This is a genomic window from uncultured Dialister sp. (assembly GCF_900541605.1).
Classification (GTDB): Bacteria; Bacillota; Negativicutes; order Veillonellales; family Dialisteraceae; genus Dialister.
Window position 1 is genome coordinate 1 of record NZ_UQKJ01000021.1, and the last position, 22,919, is coordinate 22,919.

General features: G+C 49.3%; 20 protein-coding genes and 1 riboswitch. Of the genes, 5 read left to right on the forward strand and 15 right to left on the reverse strand.

Annotation, left to right across the window (positions count from 1 at the left end):
- Positions 1 to 142 precede the first annotated feature (142 nt).
- The 8 genes from QZR21_RS02785 to QZR21_RS02815 form a co-directional block, all read right to left on the reverse strand.
- Positions 143 to 1,081 (reverse strand): hypothetical protein, encoded by a 939-nt coding sequence (locus QZR21_RS02785; protein WP_296973644.1) that lies wholly within the window; start codon positions 1,079 to 1,081, stop codon positions 143 to 145.
- Positions 1,082 to 1,104: 23 nt separating this feature from the next.
- A complete protein-coding gene (locus QZR21_RS02790) occupies positions 1,105 to 1,470 on the reverse strand; it encodes a hypothetical protein (RefSeq protein WP_296973646.1) in 366 nt (121 codons plus the stop codon).
- Positions 1,471 to 1,604: 134 nt separating this feature from the next.
- Positions 1,605 to 1,779, reverse strand: a riboswitch (cobalamin riboswitch).
- 63 nt (positions 1,780 to 1,842) lie between these two features.
- Complete coding sequence (locus QZR21_RS02795) at positions 1,843 to 3,108, reverse strand: nitrogenase component 1 (protein WP_296098254.1); 1,266 nt, start codon at positions 3,106 to 3,108, stop codon at positions 1,843 to 1,845.
- Positions 3,098 to 3,397, reverse strand: coding sequence for a hypothetical protein (locus QZR21_RS02800; RefSeq protein WP_296973647.1), 300 nt, complete (start codon positions 3,395 to 3,397; stop codon positions 3,098 to 3,100). Before QZR21_RS02800 ends, QZR21_RS02795 begins: the two co-directional genes overlap by 11 nt.
- A gap of 31 nt (positions 3,398 to 3,428) precedes the next feature.
- On the reverse strand, positions 3,429 to 4,397 hold the full coding sequence (locus tag QZR21_RS02805; RefSeq protein ID WP_296973649.1) for a nitrogenase component 1: 969 nt from the start codon (positions 4,395 to 4,397) through the stop codon (positions 3,429 to 3,431).
- Positions 4,391 to 4,687, reverse strand: a complete 297-nt coding sequence (locus QZR21_RS09090) for a hypothetical protein (protein ID WP_363926317.1) — start codon at positions 4,685 to 4,687, stop codon at positions 4,391 to 4,393. Before QZR21_RS09090 ends, QZR21_RS02805 begins: the two co-directional genes overlap by 7 nt.
- Positions 4,688 to 4,715: 28 nt before the next feature.
- On the reverse strand, positions 4,716 to 5,162 hold the full coding sequence (locus QZR21_RS02810) for a carbon-nitrogen hydrolase family protein (protein ID WP_296098246.1): 447 nt from the start codon (positions 5,160 to 5,162) through the stop codon (positions 4,716 to 4,718).
- Between the two features lie 112 nt (positions 5,163 to 5,274).
- Positions 5,275 to 7,212 (reverse strand): TonB-dependent siderophore receptor, encoded by a 1,938-nt coding sequence (locus tag QZR21_RS02815; RefSeq protein ID WP_296098244.1) that lies wholly within the window; start codon positions 7,210 to 7,212, stop codon positions 5,275 to 5,277.
- Between the two features lie 376 nt (positions 7,213 to 7,588).
- On the opposite strand from QZR21_RS02815, the gene QZR21_RS02820 reads away from it, so the two are divergent.
- Complete coding sequence (locus tag QZR21_RS02820) at positions 7,589 to 8,626, forward strand: iron ABC transporter permease (RefSeq protein ID WP_296098242.1); 1,038 nt, start codon at positions 7,589 to 7,591, stop codon at positions 8,624 to 8,626.
- The gene (locus QZR21_RS02825; RefSeq protein ID WP_296098239.1) at positions 8,626 to 9,723 is read left to right on the forward strand and encodes an ABC transporter ATP-binding protein; all 1,098 of its coding nucleotides are present in this window, start codon (positions 8,626 to 8,628) and stop codon (positions 9,721 to 9,723) included. The genes QZR21_RS02820 and QZR21_RS02825 overlap by 1 nt, the downstream gene beginning before the upstream one ends.
- 210 nt (positions 9,724 to 9,933) lie before the next feature.
- On the opposite strand, the gene QZR21_RS02830 is transcribed toward QZR21_RS02825, so the two are convergent.
- On the reverse strand, positions 9,934 to 10,923 hold the full coding sequence (locus tag QZR21_RS02830; protein WP_296098236.1) for an ABC transporter substrate-binding protein: 990 nt from the start codon (positions 10,921 to 10,923) through the stop codon (positions 9,934 to 9,936).
- 2 nt (positions 10,924 to 10,925) lie between these two features.
- Complete coding sequence (locus tag QZR21_RS02835) at positions 10,926 to 11,780, reverse strand: ABC transporter substrate-binding protein (protein ID WP_296973652.1); 855 nt, start codon at positions 11,778 to 11,780, stop codon at positions 10,926 to 10,928.
- A gap of 663 nt (positions 11,781 to 12,443) precedes the next feature.
- Here QZR21_RS02835 and QZR21_RS02840 point away from each other — a divergent pair.
- The gene (locus tag QZR21_RS02840; protein ID WP_296973653.1) at positions 12,444 to 12,770 is read left to right on the forward strand and encodes a hypothetical protein; all 327 of its coding nucleotides are present in this window, start codon (positions 12,444 to 12,446) and stop codon (positions 12,768 to 12,770) included.
- A 117-nt stretch (positions 12,771 to 12,887) separates the two neighbouring features.
- Here the strand turns inward: QZR21_RS02840 and QZR21_RS02845 are convergent, their stop codons facing one another.
- Positions 12,888 to 13,757, reverse strand: a complete 870-nt coding sequence (locus QZR21_RS02845; RefSeq protein ID WP_296098230.1) for a MerR family transcriptional regulator — start codon at positions 13,755 to 13,757, stop codon at positions 12,888 to 12,890.
- 146 nt (positions 13,758 to 13,903) lie between these two features.
- On the opposite strand from QZR21_RS02845, the gene cobN reads away from it, so the two are divergent.
- Both cobN and QZR21_RS02855 read left to right on the forward strand, forming a co-directional pair.
- Positions 13,904 to 17,617: a cobaltochelatase subunit CobN gene (gene cobN / locus QZR21_RS02850; protein WP_296973655.1), complete on the forward strand. Its 3,714-nt coding sequence runs from the start codon at positions 13,904 to 13,906 to the stop codon at positions 17,615 to 17,617.
- 11 nt (positions 17,618 to 17,628) lie between these two features.
- Complete coding sequence (locus QZR21_RS02855) at positions 17,629 to 18,723, forward strand: adenosylcobinamide amidohydrolase (RefSeq protein WP_296098224.1); 1,095 nt, start codon at positions 17,629 to 17,631, stop codon at positions 18,721 to 18,723.
- Between the two features lie 242 nt (positions 18,724 to 18,965).
- Here the strand turns inward: QZR21_RS02855 and QZR21_RS02860 are convergent, their stop codons facing one another.
- The 4 genes from QZR21_RS02860 to QZR21_RS02875 all read right to left on the reverse strand — a co-directional run bounded on the left by QZR21_RS02860 (position 18,966) and on the right by QZR21_RS02875 (position 22,496).
- On the reverse strand, positions 18,966 to 19,967 hold the full coding sequence (locus QZR21_RS02860; RefSeq protein ID WP_296098221.1) for an ABC transporter substrate-binding protein: 1,002 nt from the start codon (positions 19,965 to 19,967) through the stop codon (positions 18,966 to 18,968).
- A gap of 79 nt (positions 19,968 to 20,046) precedes the next feature.
- Complete coding sequence (locus tag QZR21_RS02865) at positions 20,047 to 20,799, reverse strand: ABC transporter ATP-binding protein (RefSeq protein ID WP_296098218.1); 753 nt, start codon at positions 20,797 to 20,799, stop codon at positions 20,047 to 20,049.
- Positions 20,800 to 21,819: an iron ABC transporter permease gene (locus QZR21_RS02870; RefSeq protein WP_296098216.1), complete on the reverse strand. Its 1,020-nt coding sequence runs from the start codon at positions 21,817 to 21,819 to the stop codon at positions 20,800 to 20,802.
- A 248-nt stretch (positions 21,820 to 22,067) separates the two neighbouring features.
- Entirely contained in the window at positions 22,068 to 22,496 is a 429-nt protein-coding gene (locus QZR21_RS02875; RefSeq protein ID WP_296098214.1) for a universal stress protein, read from the reverse strand.
- Positions 22,497 to 22,919 lie beyond the last annotated feature (423 nt).

Below are 22,919 nucleotides of genomic sequence, written 5' to 3' on the forward strand. Positions count from 1 at the left end.
GGTAGCGCCGCAGGCGAATCAGCCTTCCTAGCAGCTAGAGGCTAGCAGCTAGAGGCTCCATGCGAATGGCTCTATCCATCAGCGCCGAACACAACAACTCTACAAACCGCAATTTGACGGTATAGTCAATATCCCAATCCCATTACCACCCCATGATCGCGTTTCTCTGCGTTGTAACCTTATCCACCGGTATAGAGAAATCCGGCCCGAAAAGTTCATGGGTCAGGAATTCCGGCTCCACTGTATCCACGATCCGCTTCGCCGCATCTGTCGTAAAGGATCGGTGCTGGTCGATGCTGATGATGTGGTGGCCGATAATTTCCGGCGTAATCTTTGCCGGCGGCGGGCCCACATGGGTCCGCTGGTAATTGCCGGAAATGGAGCAGGACAGGTGGATGCCTTTGATGAGGTCCTTCATACTGCCCAGCCGATTCACGATGCTGCAGACATAATCCGCCCCATCTGCTTCCGTCCGGATATTCCAATTGGTATTCATAAGGTGCCCCGTATCCAGCATGATACCTATATTCTTCCCCGGAAGACAGCTGAAGAAATAGTCCACGTCCTCCGGTTCCAACGTATAGAGTCCCGGCCAGAATATGTTTTCAAAGAGTGCCTGTACAGTCTGCGGCACTTCATCCGCCACGGCGCTGTATACTTCCGCCGCCGCTTTCAACACTTCCCGGCTGCTGTAGCGGAAACGGCGTGTCCAGATTTCCTCCACGCTGCAGTCTGCCACATGCCACACAAGGTACGCCGGTTTTTCCGCCAGGGCTGCCCGGATATTATTCCGGATCCGCTGCTCCCAGGCTTCCACCGTGGTACCGCCGAAATAATCGATGAGGGACTTCTCCGTAGGGAAATCCTTCTTATATAAATCGCTCCGCCCCAGATAAAAATTCATCCAGTCCGGCCAATAGGCCAGATGGCATCCAACGGTAAGAGAAGGCACCGGATGCTTCGCCGGCTCCTCCCCGTACACCAGATTTTCAATACCCTCCAGTTTGAGGTCCTTTATGATTTTTGTTATATCCTCTTCCCTGTCATAGGGCATCATATAATGACTTACTAACTGCTTCAAAATGCATCTCCTCCGCCGGTCATTTATTTTTTGTTCTCCTTCGGGATGCTTGCATTGTACACATCCACCACGTGCTGTGCTTTCTGTACCGCCTCATTTCTCTTATTAATGATGTCATTGGCATCGTTAGTAGCTCCATCGATATACTTCTGGGCGGCCTTGATATAGTCATTCACCGCATCCGCATACTTTTGGAAATTCTCAAAATCCTTCACGCCCCCTGCCGGAGGCTGTGGCTCCGCCGGCAGCACCCCGTCAACCGCGGGATAGGGCGTAGATACATTGGTGGCCGTCGGATCCACCTGCGGTGCAGAATCCTCCTCCGCCCAGACAGATGCCGACCCCATCAACAGGGCCGCCATCAAAAAGGATGCACATAACTTTTTCATAGAACCACTCCTTTCATCACGATTACAAACTACCCATACTGACCATACTTCTGACGGTCCACATAAAAAGCACGGAAAGAGGATATAACGCTGCTGCGTCCCAATCATCCAATCCGTGCCATGCGAATTTTTACAGACCTCCGGAAACATTCGGCACTCTGACTCGGTTCCCCGCCTCCCGATGCCCTTGTGAAGGGACTGCCATCGGAAAACTCCCCATACAGCTGCAGGACAGTTCCGGCTTCCCACCGGATTCCCCGAAATGTTTCCTATTTTTTACTTTTATAAACCAAATAATAGCCGCTTCGTCAAGAAGATGCAGTGACGACATAGTACGGACAGATGAATATTTTCCCTCTCATAAATAATTTCCTACTCTTTCCGGTTCATATAGGCCAGTGTATAAACGTCTGCTATGATGTCGGACATAAAGATCTGCCATCCCTTCATACCGGCATAACATTTCTCCGGCACCCCAAGAGAGACCTGGGGCATGAGAAAGTTCCTGTAAATGATGCGGCCGAAATTGGCTGCCTCGTTCCTGGTATTACTGTTTCCAAGGACCAGGGCCAGTTCCCCCTTTGGTACATTGACCGGTTCAAAGGGTTCCCATGGAACTGTTCCTTCCGTATGCACTTCTCCAGGTTCCTCGATGCGGAGGTGTATAACACCGGGATCCGGAAATTCTTTGCGAAGTGTGGGAATGAGACTTTCCGCCATGCCTTTTGTAAGACAGGCATAAATATCTCCGAACTGAAGAATTCGGTTATTCCATTTCATCCGAATCACGGCAAGGTCGATCTGTTCCTGCCGTCTTCCCATTTCCCTGTCTATTCCGGAAAAATCCGGAATCATCCCCAGCAAATCTGCTACCTTTCCCAGCCATTTTCTTGTACCCTGAAGGCCATAGGGCAGTGGAAGATCTGCATAATCCATCCCCCGGTTTTCCTCCAGCCAACGGGCCGCTTTTTCTCCCAGTTCCGGATATAGAACCAGATTCAAAGAGGCTTTTTTCAGTTCCGCTGCCTTTTCAAGGGACAGTCCATCCTCCCCCAGCACCACATTCACCTGAATACCGATAAGGCTTAGAAGGCGCCTGATTTCTCGTAAATTTCCTTCCCACAGGGGATAGGCCGTGGACCAGCCGATAATATTGACTGTTCCTGGCTCCTTTTCTACCGGTGCAAAAGGTAAATCTTCAAGGAAACGAATGAGTCCCTTTTCATAGCCCATCATGAACTGTCCCCGCAGGCCACCACTGTCCAGGGTAAGAACAGGACAGGAGATATCGGCAGAGCGGCAGATACCTTCCAGGTCATCACCGATGAGACTCATAGAGCAACTGGTAAGAAGCGCAATAAGGGAAGGATGCTGCTCATTTTCTATTTCATGGAGTGCATCGATCAGCTCGTCTGCAGCGCCAAAAACGAGGTTCTGCTGTTTCACTTCACTGCAGTAAAACTGCTTTTCGTACTTTTTCTCGATGCCCGCCATTTCCGCTGCCGCAATGGAAGAACACCAACGGGGCCCGTGGACAAGGACTACGCAGCGATCAAGGCTCAAAAAGAAATTAGCACTTCCCGCCATTTCACAGTATCCCTGGCAGGGAAGCCAGCGGTCCATGGATTTAGAACTCATAGATAACCCTCCTTCCACCGCCAGCCATGGCAGCTTTTGCTTTTTCCAACAGATTCTCCACGCCGCCCATCCCTACCTGCTGCACGGAAATTCCCAATTGGTGGGATACACCGTCCATAGGGGTAGTGGTGAGGACCAGATCCACCTGCCTTTCATAGTCCCATATCCTTTCCTCTCCATCCACGATGGGAATCCCTGCTAAATTCCTGAACCCCTTCAGATGGGAGACCTGTTCCTCTTTTTCTCTGGCAGTCAGGTCAGTATGCAGGATTATGACTTCCGGTTTCATTCCTGCTTTCATGAGGGTAAAAAGGTGGTTTTCAATGCGACAGAAACACAGGGGAAATCCCAGCACCAGGGCCAGTTTTTTTACCTTCCAGTGCTTTCCCCGTTTTTCCTGCTGCTTCTTCCAGCCTTTTTTCTTCACCTGCCATGATTTTCTCTGCTTTCTTTTCCCTTCCCAAAAGAGCTCCCATGTCTTTCACAAACCGCCGGGTTCGGCCTATGCCGATAGGATAATTTCCCAGATAACAGGGAGCTCCATATCTGTCCGCCATGGACTTAGTGAAATCCTGCATCACATCGAAGTGATCCATGGAAAAGCCTACGGCCATAAAGAGGGATGCCCTGGGGATTTCCCGGAAATCTTCGACAGTCATGCAATTCGGTGGAAAGAGGACTTTCGTAAATCCGAATAGAGAGAAAAGTCTAGTGATTTCAGCGATGTTATTTTCGTTGGCGGTTCCCCGGTTCTCGCCGAACAGGACCGCCAGGTTTTTATCTTTTTCCGGAACCCTTTCCTTTCCTGCAAACCTGTCCACCAGAAGTGTCAGGAGATCCACCTGGGTTTCCACGTGGTGGCGGCTCATAAACCCGGCCCCCGGCACCAGAAGCACCGGAATCCCGGTCTCTTCCTCTACTTCCTGGCATACGGAAGCCACATCGTCTCCAATAACTCCAGCCGTGCACCCTGCCACCACCACCATGTATCTCACCCAGGGGAGCTCTGATACATCCAAGAGGCACTTACGGAGGATAGATTCTCCGCCAAATATAGCTTCCCTATCCGTAATGCCGGTCACCAAAAGATGGTTTCCCTCAGGCAGTACCAGGGAGGGTTCCCGGAGATATGCCCGGCGCTGTATCATCCAGTGCCCCTCAAAGGCCAGGCGTGAACAGGCCCGGGGCGTATGCATGATGACCGCTGCCCCCGGATTACAGGATACAGAATAATAGGCCGTACCCAGATTGCAGAACATGGTTGTTTTTCTCTCAGACTGTCTCAACATGGCAGCACCTCAAAGGTCTGTGAGCAAACCTTTCTCTTCACCTCATCATAATCAAAAAGAAGAACCGCCGGATCTCCCCGATAGGACATCAGACATTTTCCTTCTGAAAGGACAGCGCTGTCTCCCCGAGTCATATCCATTCTTTTGTAATGGCCGGTCTGGTTGCAGAGAACAATAGGACATCCGCACCGTAGTGAAGATTTTTCCCATACAGCCAGAGGATCCGGGCAGCAGGACGCTGGCGGCCAGGCGGCCGATACTATAACCAGATCTGCCATGGCTTCCTTCATAGCCCTGCAGGACTTTTCATAATACACATCAGAACAGACAAGGACCCCCCACCCGCAGCGGTGTCACCGGAAATATATGGATGCTGCTGCCCACAGACAGCCATGCTTCTGCACCCATACGATGAGAGTACATTTTGCGGTGGGCCCCTTTTTCTTCTCCGTCGGGAGCAAGGAAAAAGCAGGAATTATAGGCTCTCCCATTCTTTTCCTTTTCCAAGGCCGCCAGGAAAATGGTCAGATTCTTCTCCTTCGCCAAATTCTGAAAGTGCCGAAAATCAGAAGAACGGTGAACGGGCATCCGCTCCAGCGCAACAGGGTCCCGCATATAAAAATAATACCCTTCTAGAGCCGTTTCCGGCGTCACAATGATAGACGCCCCTTTTTCCGCCGCTCTTTTCGATGCATGAAGAAGAAGGGACTCGTTTTTATCCCGAGGTCCCCCAGCCAAATCCAGGTGAAGTAGTGCAATCTTCATGATCTGCCTTCCTTTTACCATATATAAAACCGGGGCACATACAGAATGTGCCCCAAATTTATGCTAAAAATATTACATGCTGCCTGTATTTTCTAATTTTCCTGTACCTTTTTCAGAAACGACGTTCATAGGTAAATACATAATTAGCAGGGGTAGAGTAATATTCATAGGTATTCAGTACATCATCCCGATCAAAAATATTGTATCCAACCAAACGGAACGTATCGACCTTATTGGGTTTATAGGTCAATGACAGCGTGGCATCCAGAGAATCTCTCAAATGATGATCTGCAGGAGTGGAGGAGTTTGTATATTTCTTTGCCCTCGTATAGTAGGCATTTTCCCTCTTCATATAAGAGAAAAGATGGAAATCAGCCATAAATTTTCCATGGTGATAATTGATTCCCGTATTAAGAATATACTTTGCCGTATCCTGTACCCATTCGCTGTCGCTATTGGTCTTAGACTTTGGGTTTTGGACAGTCAACCCCAAATTGTAGTCAATATAAGGGCCCAAATTTTGGGTATAATTGATTTCCAATCCATCATTCTTATATTTGGAACGGTTCACAAGGAGATCTGTAACCCCATCGCTTGCTTTGATCCAGGCCCATTTGTTTTTAACATCCATATGGAAAACATCGGCCGTTAACGTACGAACATCATCTGCAAATTTATAGCCGAATTCATAGGACCAGCTGGACTGAGGCTTCAGGTCCGGATTTGGACCGGTAAAATGGGTTTTGTAGAAACCAACATCCAAGGATGGCATTTCAAAAGACTTGCCAATATTAAAATAAAGAGAAGATTTGTGATTCAATTTATACAATCCCTGTAACTGAGGAAGAAGCTGAAAATCGCTGTCCTGATAATCCGATCTGCTCATCCAGTATTCACGGAGTCCAAGAATCATGCTGTACCTGTCTGTAAACTGATGATCGTAAGATTCATATAAGGAATAATTATTTCTTGAATTTACTTTATCAACTTTATAGCCTGCATTGACCACATGCCAGTTTTCATGATTCAATGTAGTACCAATAACCAGTGAATCCCTGTCATCTCGGAGCATGAATTTCTTCTGTACATCAAAGTTAAAATTATATCCTTTATAATCCGCATCTCCATAGGCCTTGGGATAGGATTTGTCATAACGACTAACAACATGCAGATTATTATATCCCATAACACCATGCCAGCCATTTTCTTCATCATTATATACAAGACCGACGGTATTTCTCTTGGTGTCCACTTTTCCAAGATAATACATATGGGGAATATATTTAATAAACGATCCGGTTTCCCAATGTGTCTTATTTTCCGTATGACTGTAGGTAGTGTTCCATTGGTCATTGATACGGGCATCTGCATAAAACTGCAGTGCATTCCTGTCTTTTAAATTAATCGCTGTACCTGTCCCCGTAATTCCCGGATGGGACACACGATTCTGATCGCCGGTCCAGGACTTTTTAATTCCAAAATTAAAGCGGTCCGTACTCACATTGGTTCCTATCACTTTATAGCGATTTCCAATGCTTCCAGACACGGTGCCTGTCGTAGGGTCACCAGCCTTGGGCTTTCTGGTAATAATATTAATCACACCACCCATGGCCTGAGGACCATAAAGAACAGAATTTGAGCCTTTGACTACTTCTACTTTTTCAATCTGGTCCACAGGGACATTAGACAGAGAGGAAGAGTTTACAGAGTTAACCGGATTCCCATCAACCATGACCAATGTTCCGTTGTCAATACCGCGGAGACGTATGCGGGAAAGCATTCCACCATAATCTCCTCCGTCTTCCTGATAGGTATGGGCATTGGCCTGACTCAGGTCGCGAACCGCTTCAAAGGCACTGGTATACCCCTTTTCTACCATCTGTTCATGCGTCACCACATCCACATTAGCAGGAACATCAAGTTTTGCTTTTTCAGTTCTCGTTGCCGTTACAACCACCGGATTCAGTTCATAGACTGAATCTGCTGCCAAGCCGGTATATCCACCGAGCATCAGCGCGGATAACAGGGATACTGCAAGTACTTTTTTCATATACACTCTCTCCTTCGAGCCCTGCGGGTTTCTGTCAGGGTCCTGCAAAATATAAAGAAATGGATTCTATTGATAAACGGCATCAGAAGGGGCCCACCCTGTGTCCGTGTTTCCAGGAGGTTGCCGATTCTCGCCGATGTATCCCATTTCTCATATTCCCCAAAGGGATGCCCCTATGCAATCTGAAATACGACGTAGCCCTGGTATAGACCATGGAGCTGTCCGATAAAAGTCCCCTGAAGGGCTTTACAAATATCTCATTTAAAATTAATATATTTGTAGCTGTTTGATTTTTTTGTATGAATAATTCAGTTACGATTAAAGTTTACTGTGTATAGGTAGTATACTGTCAACATGATTTTGGGGAGGTCCCACAATGATTCACACTGAACGAGGGCAATGGCTGTTTGCCCTTTCCACCTGTATTCTCCTGGTACTGACTGCCCTTTTTTCTCTCCATGCAGGACAGATTCCGGTACCTGCTGCCGGGGCGATTCATGATTTCGCATCATTTCTTGGCATTTCTCTTCCTGGAAATGCTCTCACCCCTGAGCAGTCCGCTGTTTTCTGGTACATCCGCATGCCTCGTATTCTTGTCGCCCTTCTTTCCGGCGCCGCCCTGGCCGCCGCAGGGGCCGTTATGCAGGGTGTCTTTTCCAATCCTTTGGCAGATCCCGGAATCATCGGTGTATCATCGGGTTCTTCCTTCGGCGCGGTAATCTGCATTTTCTTTGGGCTCACGTCCATTTCCATGTACTACATGCCTGCCTTTGCCCTGGGCGGTGCCGTCTTTGCCATGGGCTGTGCCGTATATCTCACTCTACATGATGGGAAAATCCCACCTATGAGTCTCCTGTTGGCGGGCGTGGCAGTCAGTATCCTTCTGGGTGCTATGACCAATGGTCTTCTTACCTTTATGAATGAATACCGGCTGAAGGAATTCCTTTTCTGGATGGTAGGGGGACTGGACTACCGGCGCTGGGAGCATGTAGAGCTGGCCGCAGGCCCTATCCTCACCGGTATCATTGTCCTTTCCCTGCTGGGACGGCACCTGAATGTACTCTCCCTGGGAGAAGATGAAGCTCGCTCTATGGGAATGAATATCCTTCTTTACCGTCTCATTTTTCTTCTGGGTGCTTCCCTCATCATCGCCTCTGCAGTCTGCGTTTCCGGCATGATTGGTTTCGTAGGCCTCGTAGTCCCCCACATCACCCGCCTCACCATTGGGCCGGACCATCGTATCCTGATCCCTCTGTCAGCACTGGTGGGAGCATTCTTCCTCCTTTTCTGCGATACCCTGGGACGCCTGATTGCACCGCCCCTGGAAATCCGGGTAGGCATTATGACTGCTGTCATCGGCGCCCCTTATTTCCTGTATCTGATTCGGAGAATGAGAAAAGGAGGCGGTGTCTGATGGAACCATATATTCTGGATGCTGAGGATATTTCCGTATCCATAGGCAGTAAAACCATTCTGGACCATTGTTCCCTCCGGGCAAAGAAGGAAGAATTCATCGGAATCATCGGTCCCAATGGCGCAGGGAAAAGTACTTTTCTAAAAGCGGTGCGGGGGCTTATTCCCCGCACTGGCGGTACAGTTTTCTTCGGTGGGAAACGGGAATCCGATTTATCAGAGAAAGATATTGCCCGTACCATTGCCTTCATGCAGCAGGATTTCCGCATCAGTTTCGGGTATACCTGCCAGGAAATCGTCCTTTCTGCCCGGTATCCCTACCTCAAATGGTGGCAGAAGGAAAGCACCCATGACCGTGAAATCGCCCGAAAATGGATGGACTACACCGGTGTCTCCCATTTGGCAGATAAGCCGATCCAATCCATATCAGGCGGTGAAAAGCAACGGGTTATTCTGGCCAAGGTGCTAGCCCAGGAAACACCCCTTCTTTTCCTGGATGAACCTACGGCGGCCCTGGATCTTCTCTACCAAGAGCAGATTTTCCGGCTCTGCCGTCACCTGTCAGACCATGGAAAAACCATTGTCATGATCTGCCATGATCTCATGATGGCCGCCCAGTGGTGCAACCGGCTTCTCCTCCTGTCAAATTCCCATTTCCTTACCGATGGAACGCCGGAAAAAGTACTGACGGAAGACCATATCCAGGAGGTTTTCCACCTGGATGCCCTGGTCTATCGGGATACCATTACCGACCGGCTTTCCCTGTATACATACCAGCGAAAGCCAGACCGAAAGAGAACCGTCCTGCTCCTGGGATCCTCTATTTTCTCTATTACCCTTATGCGGCATCTCTTCCTTTCCGGATATACCCTCGAATGGGGACCTCTCCCGGAAGAAAGTCTGGCTGCCGAAGCAGCCCGGGATTTCCATATTTCACACTTTTCCTCTCTAAAAGAAACGGAAACAGGTCCCTGGGATGCAGTTATCACCTGCGGAATGGACATTTTTCCTCCACCTGAAAGCCATGTACCGGTTTACCGGGCCGAGGAGCAGGCCAGAGAAAGTCTTCTGGAAAAGATTGATGAAGGAAAGTTGTAGTCGAAAAATAACAGTAATCCTCCGAACAGTTGGATATATTTTACGAGCATTGCAGTAATGAGATGTAAGGAAGCGGATATTTATCGTGATGCTTCCGATTATTCCGCCGGGTGGCTCCATCCATCCTCCCATCAAATCCTGCGGATAACTTAAGGAATTGCAAAACGCCGTGATTTCCTTTTATGGAATCCATGGCGTTTTGTCTTTCTGTCAGTATCCCCGGATTAATGCTTCCTGGGACATATCGAAGACAGGTCCGTAGGCCGCATTGGCAATGGCCTTTATGGCATTGGGGACATTCTGGGAAGCACAGTACAGGTAGCGGTTTGGGATTGCAATAATATGATGAATGCCTTTCATATGCTGCATGGATGGATCATGGAACCACTCCTTCTGAAATTTGGATGGCTGCCCGTTCCTTGTGGCAGACACCAGGAAAAAGTCGGGGTCCGCTTTCAGCACGCCTTCTTTGGTTAGTTCCTGGCCATTTTTAAGTCCCGCCTCGGCAATACCATTCCTGACCCGGGCCCTCGTTGTCAGCTCGTCATAAATAGAGCCGGGCCCACCCCAAGAGGTCATCTGGGACACCAGGAGACCCACTGGTTTCCGGTCTGTCCGTTTCGAAAGGATATTATCAATTTCATCGAGCTGCCGGTCCATTTCTACCACCACTTTCCGGGCCCTCTCTTTTTCTCCCATTACCTCCCCTATCTTTCCCAAATCATGGCGTATATCTGCTATGGAGGAAGGCCCCTTAAGGACTACTACAGGGTAGCCAAGGCTGCGGAACATATCGATATCATTTTTGCTGTTCCAGTCCAGCAGAATCAGGACATCAGGCTCTGCTTTCACCACGGTTTCCAGGGAAATTCCCGTAAGACTTTGGGAGGTAAGTTTCACAGATTTCACATCTTCTGAAATAAAGGAGGCCAAAGGATCCCTGTCCAGCACATTGGCCGCCACCAGATGATCCGGAGTGGTGATGCCCAGTATCATGGTATCGAAAGCCAGGTTCCCTGCAAGGATTCGTTTCGGCTTTTCCGGGATATGGACCTTCGTTCCCTGGTCATCCACTACATCATATCCACCGCCGGAATCTGCTTTACCGAGGTTGGCTTCCGGCAGGCTGCAGCCTGTGGAAAGTAAGAGCAGGGAAAGGCAGAAAATTTCCAAGAGCCAATGAAGAATCTTTTTCCCCATGTTTACGTCTCCCATTCATCCCCATTTTCAGGAATTTCATACTCATAGGCATCTTTCGCCATTTCTTCCATGCCATTCACCATAAACTGGGAATAGCTCATAATCCATTTCGCATCCACTACATAAATCCGATGGTTCTTCACCGCCGGAATGGCAGAAAGCACCGGATCGTCCAAAAAATCAGTTTCTGAAGGTGACGAATGGCCGGTGGGCGTATAGGCATTAGAGGGGATAAAAATAATATCCGGATTGATACTGACCAGGGCTTCTCTATTTCCTCCGGCAGAAGCCACAATTCCCCAATCCGCTGCCCCGTCGATGAGACCCGCCCATCGGCACAGGGTCTCAAAGGTGCTTCCCTTTCCGCCGGAGAGGCCATTAATGCTATAAAAAACGGCAGTATCCCTTCGGGGCAAGGCAGCAGTGAAGGACGTCAAGGCATCCAGCCTCTTTTTTGTATCCGCCGCAAAGCAATCTGCCTTTTCATCTTCATTGACCACATTTCCCAGCGTATGGATGAGTGCTATCATTCCTTCCACATCCTTCTGCGTCCGGTACACGTAAACCGGGATCCCTACAGCACGGATTTCTTCAATATAATCTTTATAATCTTTGGAATTCCAATCTGCCGCCACCACCAGGTCCGGATGGAAAGAAATCACCGATTCCGTGGTGCCGGAAATGCGTCCGGGAATCCGGGCCGCCTCCTTTTCCAGATTTGGCGGAAGATAAGAAATAGCAGCAATCCTGTCCGTCCCCACAAGGGGAATCAGGATATCATCCGTACTGACTCCAATGGATACTATACGACAGGGATGGTCAGGAATGGTCACTTCCACGCCTTGGCTGTCCTTCATCTGCCGGCCTTCTTCCTGTACAGACATAGACGCTGGAGGAGGCAGTCTGCAGCCTTCCATAGGTACCATAAAACACATCGCAACCAGTAAAAAGAGTATCCTCTTCATCTTTTGTCCTCCATGCCCCGTAATCTGCATTTATACGATTCAGGGAAGCACTGATTAATTCGCAGAGTCAGATTTTATAAGGATTTTTATGCATTGCTTCGTCATAAATCGGCCAAGAATAAAAGGAATGCGCTTTAATGTGCAGAGAAAGTGTGCAGGTCCTGCATAGGACCTGCAAGCCAGCCGCACTTTGGCGCTTTGCCTGCCCATTAAAGCGCTTTCCTTTCAGCGGCTGGCCGATCAACTTATCTTGGCTCAGCAGTCCTATGCAGGACTGCTGCCTTAAATAGCTCGCTATTCACATCGAGTTATTCCTCGCATTGCATAAAAACCCAAGAATGAAATCTAACAACGATTTAGTCAGCGCCCCTTTAGTAATAAGATTATTTTAATTATATATTCATTTGATTTCAAGTTTTCTGAAATTTTCCGTTTTTTTCTTGACCCTACAGCGGATATATGGTCTATAGTAAATTATAGATGAATCCAAGGAAATGCTGAAATTCGATGATCTCGGCATTTCTGTACCGGTTACTATAGAGAGGAGCAATAAAAATGTGTAAAAACCATCCGGAATTTAAAATTCCTACAGACCCTCACGGAAAAGCACGGTATGAAAGTGCCATGAAACATGTGGAGGCTGCAAAAAAAGCAGGAAAATCAACGGAAGAAATTCATGAAATTTTTAAAAAGATCATGAATTTCGACCCTAAAGATATCGACTCCATTCCCAACGATGCGGCCCATGCGAAATACAAAAGTGCCCTCATCCATGCCAATAAGGCCATGGAAGAAGGAAAATCTTCGGAAGAGGTTCACTCCATTTTCGAACGGGTGCTTCACGGCACGGGCGAGGGAAAATGCGGCCATAAAAAAGACTGATTCATGAAAAAGGAGCTGTGAAAAAGATGATTCTTTTCCACAGCTCCTTTTTCATGGCATAAACAGATTCAGTGAAAACCATATACCTGCTATATAGTTTCGAATGTTTGTCCCCTCTCAATCAGGAATGATTTCCCGGTTTTCTTTTTCTCCTTCATCCGTAACTACAGGGAAGAAGATTTCCGTCACATATTGGGTCCAATCGGTGGTGTACCAGTGATTTTTTACAGGCAGCACATAGATGTCTTCCCTGGGTTTCATGCGGCACTGCTGGAGGAAGGTAAGAATGGAGTCCTTTATTTCCGTCCCCCGGCTGTAGAAGGTCCCCTCAAAAATGACGTGGCAGCAGAGGCCTGCCGGTATCTTATGGTTCACAATATTCTCATACTTTTCTTCCTTTGGGTAAATAACGAAGAAAGCTTTTGACTCTACTACATTCCCCTGGTGAAGATAGGAGTCAGCATCCATGACCCATCCCAGCTGCCTTTCCAGCGCCATCTGTCGATCGTCATCCCCTTGGGAAGCCCTGGCGTAGCGGATAATCCGCTCCTTCCCTCCCATTCCTTCCGCCAGCATGTCCAGGTAGAGATACATCTCCGGCTGCCAGCTGATCATGACATTTCCTGGAATCTGCTGCTCTTTTTTATCCATAGCCCGTTTCACCCGTCCGATGGCGTACTCTAGATTTTTACACTGACGGATCAGGTCTTCGCAGCCCCTGTATTTCTTATCCAGCATTTTCTCCATGGAATCCCGGCCCCTGTGATCCATATAACGGCGAATATCGGGTATCGCCATATCCAGTTGCCGCAGAGTGACGATAATCTCCAGGTCTAGGTACTGGCGGATAGAATAATACCGATATCCATTATCCGCTACGAAATCCGGTTTCAGCAAATTGATATGGTCATAGTACAGGAGCGTCTGCTTCGATATGCCGAATATAGCTGCCATTTCGCCGGCAGTAAAATAATCATCATGGGTCATGGGACATCCTCATTTGACAATATAATCGCTATACAGTGTAAGTTAGAATCAGCTGAAAAAAACTGTAAATTATTACAATATCAGAAGCGCAGATATTTATATCATTATAGCACGATGATTCAATTTTAATGAAAGAGGGATTTTTCATGGGCCACATCCTATTCCTGTCCAATATTTCCGGCAAATTCCATATTATGAAAAATGAAATATCATCTCTCGCTGAGAAAGGAGCCCTGTCAACAGATACCAGAGCCCTCTTTATCGACAGCAATACGTCCTGGGAGAAGAAGTGGGATATCCTCCTTCGGGATACGAACCTTCTGGTGGTGCGGTGGATGGGAACCGGACTGGATACCACTTTCCTGAAGAGGCTGAAGGAGAAGGCAGACCTTCTGGAAATCCCCTATTTCTTTGATGCCGGAAGCCAGGATACCCTCTACATCCATCAGTTGGACTCATCCACCTCCGCGTCTATCATGAAATATTCCCAGTACGGCGGGCGAAGAAATTACCAGAACCTTCTTCTCTATATGGACGGTCTTCTTTCAGGAAATACAGAAAAAGCGGAAAAACCAGAGCCTCTTCCCTGGTGTGGCATTTATTATCCCGATGACCATTCCCCCTACCTCACCCTGAAAGACTACAAGAAGGGCCACATCCATCCGGGACGACCCACTATCGGCCTCCTCTTTTACCGGGATGAATGGCTGTGGCAGGACCTGGTATACCAGGATGCCTTGATAAGGGAAATCGAAAAGGAAGAAATGAATGTGATTCCCGTCTTCAGCAACAGCCTTCCCGTTACAGAAATGGGCATGCCACCTCTGACGGAAGTATATACCCGCTATTTCACGGACTGCGGAATTCCAGCAGTAGATGCCATCATTGACCTCATGAAGTTTTCCCTTTCCACCAGTGGGTCCCTGCCCATCTCTTTTCTGAAAAGCCAGGGCGTCCCGATACTGCTCGGATATTCCCTGATGACAGAATACAGGGACTGGGCCCAGTCCTTCGAAGGCATGACGCCGGTGGATATTTCCATTTCCATCTCCCTCCCCGAATTCGATGGCGCCATCCATGGCGTGCCGGTGGCCTGCAAGAAAGTACTCCCCAATGGGGAAATCCGGTATACTCCCATCATGGAGCGTCTGGTCCACATGGTCCATAAGGCCGGAAAATGGGCCCGACTCCGGAGAAAAGAAAACCGAGATAAAAAGGTGGCTATTATTTTTCACAACTACCCTCCCAAGAACTCCAATATAGGAAATGCTCTGGGCCTGGATTCCATCGAGAGCGTGCGAATTCTTCTCCGGGAAATGAAAAATCGGGGCTACCGGATCGATTTCATTCCGGAAGATTCGGAATCCTTCATTCGAATTCTCACAACCCACGCCACCAATGACAAGGAACTTCTTACAGAAAAACAACTGACCCAGGCGCACAAGATTTCCGCTGCCTCCTACCAGGCCTATTTCGATACCATGCCGGAACATACCCGGCAGGATCTCATAAAGAGCTGGGGAGACCCGCCGGGATCCGTCATGAATTACGAAGGCCGCCTTCTAGTCCCCGGTACCATGGACGGCCATATCTTTATCACCGTCCAGCCGCCCCGGGGATTTGGGGAAGATCCGGATAAGGTCTACCACTCTCCAACTGCCTCTCCCACCCACCACTATCTGGCCTTTTACCAATGGCTTCGAGAGAAATGGCAGGCGGACGCCCTGGTCCACGTAGGAACCCATGGGAGCCTGGAATGGCTGCCGGGAAAGAATGCCGGCCTCTCCCAGGGCTGCTATCCGGACCTGGCCCTTCGGGATCTGCCCAATGTGTACCCCTACAACATCACCATCACCGGAGAAGGAATCCAGGCCAAACGGAGAAGCAGCGCCGTTCTCATTTCCCACCTGCCGGCGCCCCAGACCCAGGCCGGCACTTACGATGAGCTGGAAGAACTGGAAAAGGCCATGGATGAATACATCCACTTCCGCAGGCAGGGGGACACTGACCTCTCCCGTCCGGAGGAGCTGATTCTCCAGAAGGTGAAAGAAGCGAACCTGGAGGACGAAGTGGTCCGAAAAGAGAATGAACCTTTCCCTGACTACCTCGCCCGCCTCCACAACTATATTTCAGACCTGAAAAACATGTCCGTCCATAATGGCCTCCATATTATGGGCCAGGCACCGGAGGGAGAAGGTCTGACGGAATATATCCGCATCCTTACCCAGCTGCCCAATGGGAAGATTCCAAGCCTGAATGATACCATCGCCGCCTTCTACGGCGTCAGATACGGAGACCTCCTGCAGCACAGCGCCGATATCTATGAACCTTTGGCAATAACCAATACCGCCCTTATGGACCGGATTATCGACAATGCACGGGAAGTCATCGGCACCCTGCAGAAATCGGAGTTTCGGGAAGAAGCCATCCCTTCCGTTCTCTCTCTCTCCTGGGCTGCTAAAGGAACACAGGAAATGAAAGAAGCTCTTTCTACTGTAAGCGCCTATATCTGCCACATTCTGGTTCCCAATCTGGCGGAAACGTGCCATGAAATCACCCATACGCTGGATGCCCTGGAAGGCCAATACATCGAGCCTTCCCCCTCCGGTGCCCCCAGCTCCGGTGGTGCCGACCTTCTTCCTACAGGCCGCAATTTCTATGGCATCGATCCCCGGACCCTCCCCACAAAGGCAGCCTGGGCCATTGGGAAGGATCTGGCAAACCAGGTGATTGAGCGGTTTATCTCAGAAGAAGGCCACTATCCGGAAAACATAGGTATCGTCCTCTGGGCCGGCGCCAATATGAGAAGCCACGGTCAGTGTATTGCAGAAGTCCTGTACCTTTTGGGTATCCGCCCCCTCTGGCAGTCCGGAAGCGGCCGGGTTCGGGGACTTTTCCCCATTTCCCTTTCCGAACTGCGCCGCCCCCGGATCGATGTGACCAGTCGCATCAGCGGACTCTTCCGGGATACCATGCCGGGGGCTGCGGAATTTCTGGATAAAGCGGTCCTCATGGCGGCATCCCTGAAAGAAGGACCGGAGGATAATTACGTCCGCAAGCACGTGCTGGAAGACAGCGGCGAAATGGAAAAACAGGGCATGCCCAAAGAGGAGGCCTGGCGGCAGGCATCGTACCGTATTTTCGGAGATCCCCCCGGAGGATACGGAGCAGGCATCCCCAATGTGCTGGAGTCCAAAAACTGGACCACCATCGATGACCTGGCCAATGTATACATCCGTTGGGGCGGCCACGCCTATGGAGGAAAAGCCAGGGGCGCCTACATGTCGGAGCTTTTCCGTAAACGCATGGGCAGCCTGGAAGTCACCATCAAGAATGAGGATAACCACGAGCTGAACCTGTTTTCCAGCGATGATTACAACGCCTACCACGGTGGCATGATTGCTGCAGTGAGAAGCATCCGGGGCAAAGCGCCTAAGTCCTATTGCGGGGACAGCACGAACCGCAGCCATGTGGTGCTCCATAGCCTGCAGGAAGAGGCCAAACGGGTCTTCCGCAGTGAATCCATCAACCCCAAGTACATCAAGGGCATGATGAAGCATGGTTACAAAGGGGCTTCCGACCTGTCAAACATGGTAACCCATAGCTTCCAGTGGGATGCCACCAGCGGGGTCATGGAAGACTGGATGTACGAGAAATATGCGGAAAAATACGCGCTCGATGAAAAAGTGCAGCAATGGATGGCCCGCGTCAACCCCTGGGCCCTCCAGCGGCTCACGGAAACCCTTTTGGAAGCCAGCAGACGGGGCTTGTGGAATGCCAAAGACGACACCATCGGACGGCTGGAAGAGCTGTATCTTTCCATTGAAGGGGAAATCGAGGAAAACGGAGACGATGAATAAAGGAGGATTTCATGAAACTTTGTACTATTTCCGACGGTGATACGGCCTACCGCTACGACAAAAGCATCGTAGTCTACTTTCAGGGAAAACGGAAAGTCCTTTCCACCTCCGTTTTCAACGGGGGCTATCACGAAAATTACACCACCATCTTTAATCACGACGGAAAGACAGGCGCAGGCATGCCCTGTGAAATGCTGGCTCCTACCTATACGGAACACATGAAGCTTCTGAGCCGCCGTCTGGGGCTTTCTCCGGAAACCACGACCGGCATGGGAACAGCGGCGGACATGGAAAACTGTGTTATAAAGAGCCTGTCCTATAAAGAACTGACGGTCACCGCCCTCGTGACCGGAGGTATTGAAACCAACGGTGGCCGGGCAGGTGACCCGGCCACCTGGTATAAGCCGCTTGAGAAGCCAAACCGTCCCGGTACCATCAATATCATGCTGTTTTTGGACTCCGATATGCCCGCCGGTACTCTGACCAGGGCTCTTGTCACCTGCACGGAAGCGAAAACCGCCGCCATTCAGGAGCTCATGGAAGGAAGCCATTACTCAAACGGTCTTGCCACCGGTTCCGGCACAGACCAGACCATTGTGGTGGCCAATGCAGAGAGCCCTCTCTACCTGGAAGGTGCCGGAAAACACAGCAAAATGGGAGAACTCATCGGCCGGGTCGTCAAAGATGCAGTAAAAGAAGCCCTGGCAAAACAAAGCGGCCTCACACCGGAGCACCAGCACCATGTCCTCCGCCGGCTGAAGCGGTTCGGCATTACTGCCGATACCCTTTGGCAGGACTATCTCAAAGACAATGACCACCCTCTGCTGAAGCCTCTTTTTTTGGAAGAGGCCGATATACTTTGCAGAGATTCCCCCATGGTGACCTGGACAATTCTCCTGATCCACAGTCTGGATGAATACCTATGGCACCTGCTCTCGGAAGAAGAAATGCGAAAAAGTGCCGAAAAAATTCTGTCCCTCCTCGCTGCCTGCTACGGCTGTGAAAAGAAAGAACGATCCCTGGAAGCGCCATCAGCGGTGAATGATGTCCTCTTCGCCTGGTCCTCCCTGTTTTTGGAAATCTTTACACTGAAAACGGGGCAATAAATGAAATAAAAAGCTTTGAAAAAGGAAATCACCTTTTTCAAAGCTTTTTATTTGGGATAAATGATGACAGATTTCGGCCTGATAAACTATAAGTACTTCTCATTTCGCTGTTCTGTCGGATTCGATAATAATGGATAGCGTTATTCGTGCAAACACTTCCTTAACCTATCCCTCAGACAGACATGCCCGCTCCGTCAGATCAAATCCAAATTCTGCCATTGTCACTGAAATTTTCTGTTTTCTTACTTCGGATGCATTTCCGATGCCAGACGCTCAAGAGCATCCACCGTCCGGATTCCCGGGGTGATTTCAGACAGCCGCACTTTCAGAAAATAGTTTTCCTTGACTGCCCGCATACTCTGAAGCTGGGGATTTGCCTTCAGCTTTTCCACCCGTTCTTCGAAGGAGTCCTGGTTCCTATCGCTGGTGCTGTAGTCAACCACCAGGATATAGTCCGGATCTGCCTGTACCAGACTTTCCCAGCTGGTTTTTGCCCAGGTTTTGTCTACCCCCTGGCCCGCCATAACATTGTCAGCGCCGATGAGTTTCAGCACATTGGTGGTGTACCCCTCAAAGGCTGTAAAAGGCTGTCCATCATCGGAGTCATAAACAAAGACCTTCACATGGGGCAGATCTTTGATCTGATTTTGGGCAGCATCCAGCTTCTTTTTTTCAGCGTCCACCCATTGTTTTGCACGGTCATCTTTGCCGAAAATCTTTCCGTATTCCAACATGTCATTGAAAAGGGTATCCAGGTTTGCATTGGTATCCTGCATGGAATCAGGGACATAGATAGGAATACCTGCAGAAATAATCTTGTCCGCCGGAATTCCTCTCTTGGTAAAGGGAACTTCCCAGCCCGTCACAAAGTCCGGCTTTACGGACATAAGTTTCTCATAGGAAGGCCACTTTTCAGAAAGTACCGGCACCTTGGCATAGGCATCAGCAATGGAAGGGTAAAGGTCGTCTTCCTTGAAAGCGGTTCCTGCCATCTGATCCTCAAGTCCTAAGGCCAGCATCATTTCCGTGGTGGCGAAGGACATGGACACCGCCCGCTTTGGCGGCGCTGTCACCTTCATGTCCAACACTTTTCCATCCAGTTTTTCTTTCCAGGTAATCGGAGCTGCGGCCACCGAAGCTGCCGACTTGGCCGGCGAACCCTGGGTACCGCATCCTGCCATTACCATTCCTGTAGAAAGGACGAGCAGCGCTGTGGCCACTGCCTTTTTCCATTTCAGAGTCATTGAAATCCTCCTTTATATAACAGGACTTATCCGGATAAGGAAGTCCATAAACATAAGCAAATTGACGAATGCTTTCCATTCAGCAATATAGAAAACGTCTGCCCCCATGAAAGGCTGTGTAAAAGGGCACCTCAAAAACCGATTCCAGCTGCTCTGCAGTCAGTACATCCTCGGTTTTTCCCATTTCCAGTATGCTGCCCTCCTTCATCAGGATGGCATGGTCACAGTACCGGGCAGCCAGCCCCAAATCATGGAGCACCACCAGTACAGTTCCCCGTTTTCTAAAGGTTACCAGCGTTTCCATCAGTGCTATTTTATATTTGACATCCAAATGGTTGGTCGGTTCATCGAGCAGCAGGAGCTCTGGCTTCTGGGCGAAGGCCTTGGCAATAAGCACACGCTGTTTCTCACCGCCGGACATATACTTCATTTCCCGTCCCCAAAGAGAAAGGGCCCCTGTTTCTGCCATAACAGACCGCACAATTTCATAGTCCTCCGGCGTATAACTGCCGAATCGGCTTTTGAAGGGATACCGACCCATGAGAACCACTTCCTCCGATGTCAGTTCTCCCGTGAGCTCCATGGACTGCTGCACCATCACCGCCACCTGACGGGCATAGGCCTTCCGCTCTATGGTTTCAATGGCCTGCCCTTTATAAAAAATATCATTTTCTGAAGGAAGCCTTCGGGAAATATGGGACAGCAGCGTTGATTTCCCGCAGCCATTGGGACCTACGATGCAGGTCATACTCCCCTTTTCCAAAGAAAAAGAAATGTGATGAAGAATCTCCCGATTTCCAGCGGTATAGGATAGATCTTTGACTTCCAGCATTTAATGTCCCTCCCCATACCTATGAGTCACAATCCATATAAAGACCGGTGCCCCCATACAGGCAGTCAATACACCGATGGGCAGTTCTTCCGGTGCAAAGAGGGCCCGGGAAAACACATCGGACCACACCATGACCAGTGCCCCGATGACCGGCGAAAAGAAGATGAGCCATCCATGAGAGGGACCAGCCAGGGCCCGGGCCATATGGGGCGTAATGAGACCGATAAAGCCGATAATGCCGGCCTTAGATACCAGAAGGGCCACCATGGCTGATGTCAGCAGGATAATGAAAAGCTGGAAATGTTTAAGGTGGAGCCCAAGAAATTCCGCCTCCCCTGTCCCCAGAAGAAGGAGATCCAGATCATTCCGAACCAGAAAAACCAGTACCATCATCACCAGAAGTCCGAAAAATACCATAGTCAGGTCATTCCACTGCATGCCCGACAGGCTTCCCACCAGCCAAAACATGGCACTCCTCACCTGGGCCTCATGACGGGCGCCGTAAATAATCATCATAGTAATAGCGGAAAAAAATGCGGACACCCCCATGCCCACCAGAATAAGGCGGATAGGATTATTGCTCCTGCCACTGGCCATGATAACGATGGCCGTAGAAAGGGCGGCTCCTATAAAGGCTCCGGCCGCCGTTGAACCATTTCCGGCAAAGGAAAAACACCCCCAGATAATGGCTGCCACCGCGCCGGTCGAAGCACCGGATGAAACGCCCAGTACATAGGGATCTGCCAGGTCGTTTCGGGTGATTGTCTGCAGGAGAAGCCCGGAAAGGGAAAGTCCCATGCCACAGAGCGCCGAAAAAAGGGTACGGGGAATGCGAATCTGCCAAAGAATCATAGCCGACGGCGTATTCGCCATATGGCCGGTAGACATCATGGTCCCCACTTCGTGCAGGATATCCGACACCGGTACATCGACGGAACCGAAGCGTATAGAAAGCACCAGGCTCAGCACCAGCAGAAAGAGAAGGAAAAGAAATTTTATAAGAACCGATCCTTTCCCCATAATTTTTATCTGCCTCCTTATGTATTACTAATTATTTAATTATTTTATCTAATAATTATCTTTAAATCAATATATTTTCGCTACTGTTCTCTAATTTATCTTTTGGAAGAAACTATATGGCAGGCCACAAAATGTACTCTGACTGATTTCCTGAATCCCACGGCTCGAAAAATTTTGGGCAATAAAAAAGACGGCAGAGAGAAATAAATCTCTCTACCGTCCTACCGGAAGTTCCAGCAGTCCCCTACCTACTTAATGATAACTACCGGTCCCTTAGCATGATGTACGACATACAGGCTTACGCTGCCCGTAATAAAGGAAGACAGGGCTCCTTTGCCGCTATTACCCATAACCACGGCCGTGCCCTCTTCTTCATTGGCCAAGGCTGCAATCATGGGACCCGGTACACCGATCAGCACCATTTCCTTATAGGACATTGTCTTTGGAATTTCAGCCGCCAGCGATGCCAGCAGTTCTTCTCCCTTTTCTTTAATGGCTTTCCGATATTCATCGGAAATCATCATCTTATTGACGGGATCAATCATTTCGGTGGCATCCACCACATTCAGGAGAAGAATCTCTGCGCCATATTTTCCTGCCAGCTCAATACCCGCATGAAATGCATTCTCAGAGGCTCCAGAGCCATCAACGGGGATAATTACTTTTTTAATTGCCATAATAACCCACCATCCTTTGTCACAAACAAGAGGTTTCATTGCTCCTGATGAAATGCTCTGCAGAGGGAAATCCTTTTCTTCCCATCTTTATTTTAGCTTCTACTAATCATTCTTGTAGAGCTGTTATTATTTGTACTAATCACAGATCTTTATATGTGATACACAGACACTGAAGTTGTGCAATATTTCAGTATTGCGAGTTGTTGGGGATTGGTGGTTAGCATGTTTGTGCGCAGAGTCACTCGCACGGGGCTGCTAGCTTCTAGCTGTTAGCAATTAGGAAAACTGATTCGCCTGCGGCGCTTTCCATCCGATGTTCCCGCCAGTCCATTCGTGCCGTAGGCTGTAGAGCTTTCCTGACAGCTAGCAGCTAACAGCTAGGGAAGCACTGATTAATTCGCAGAGTCAGATTTCATAAGGATT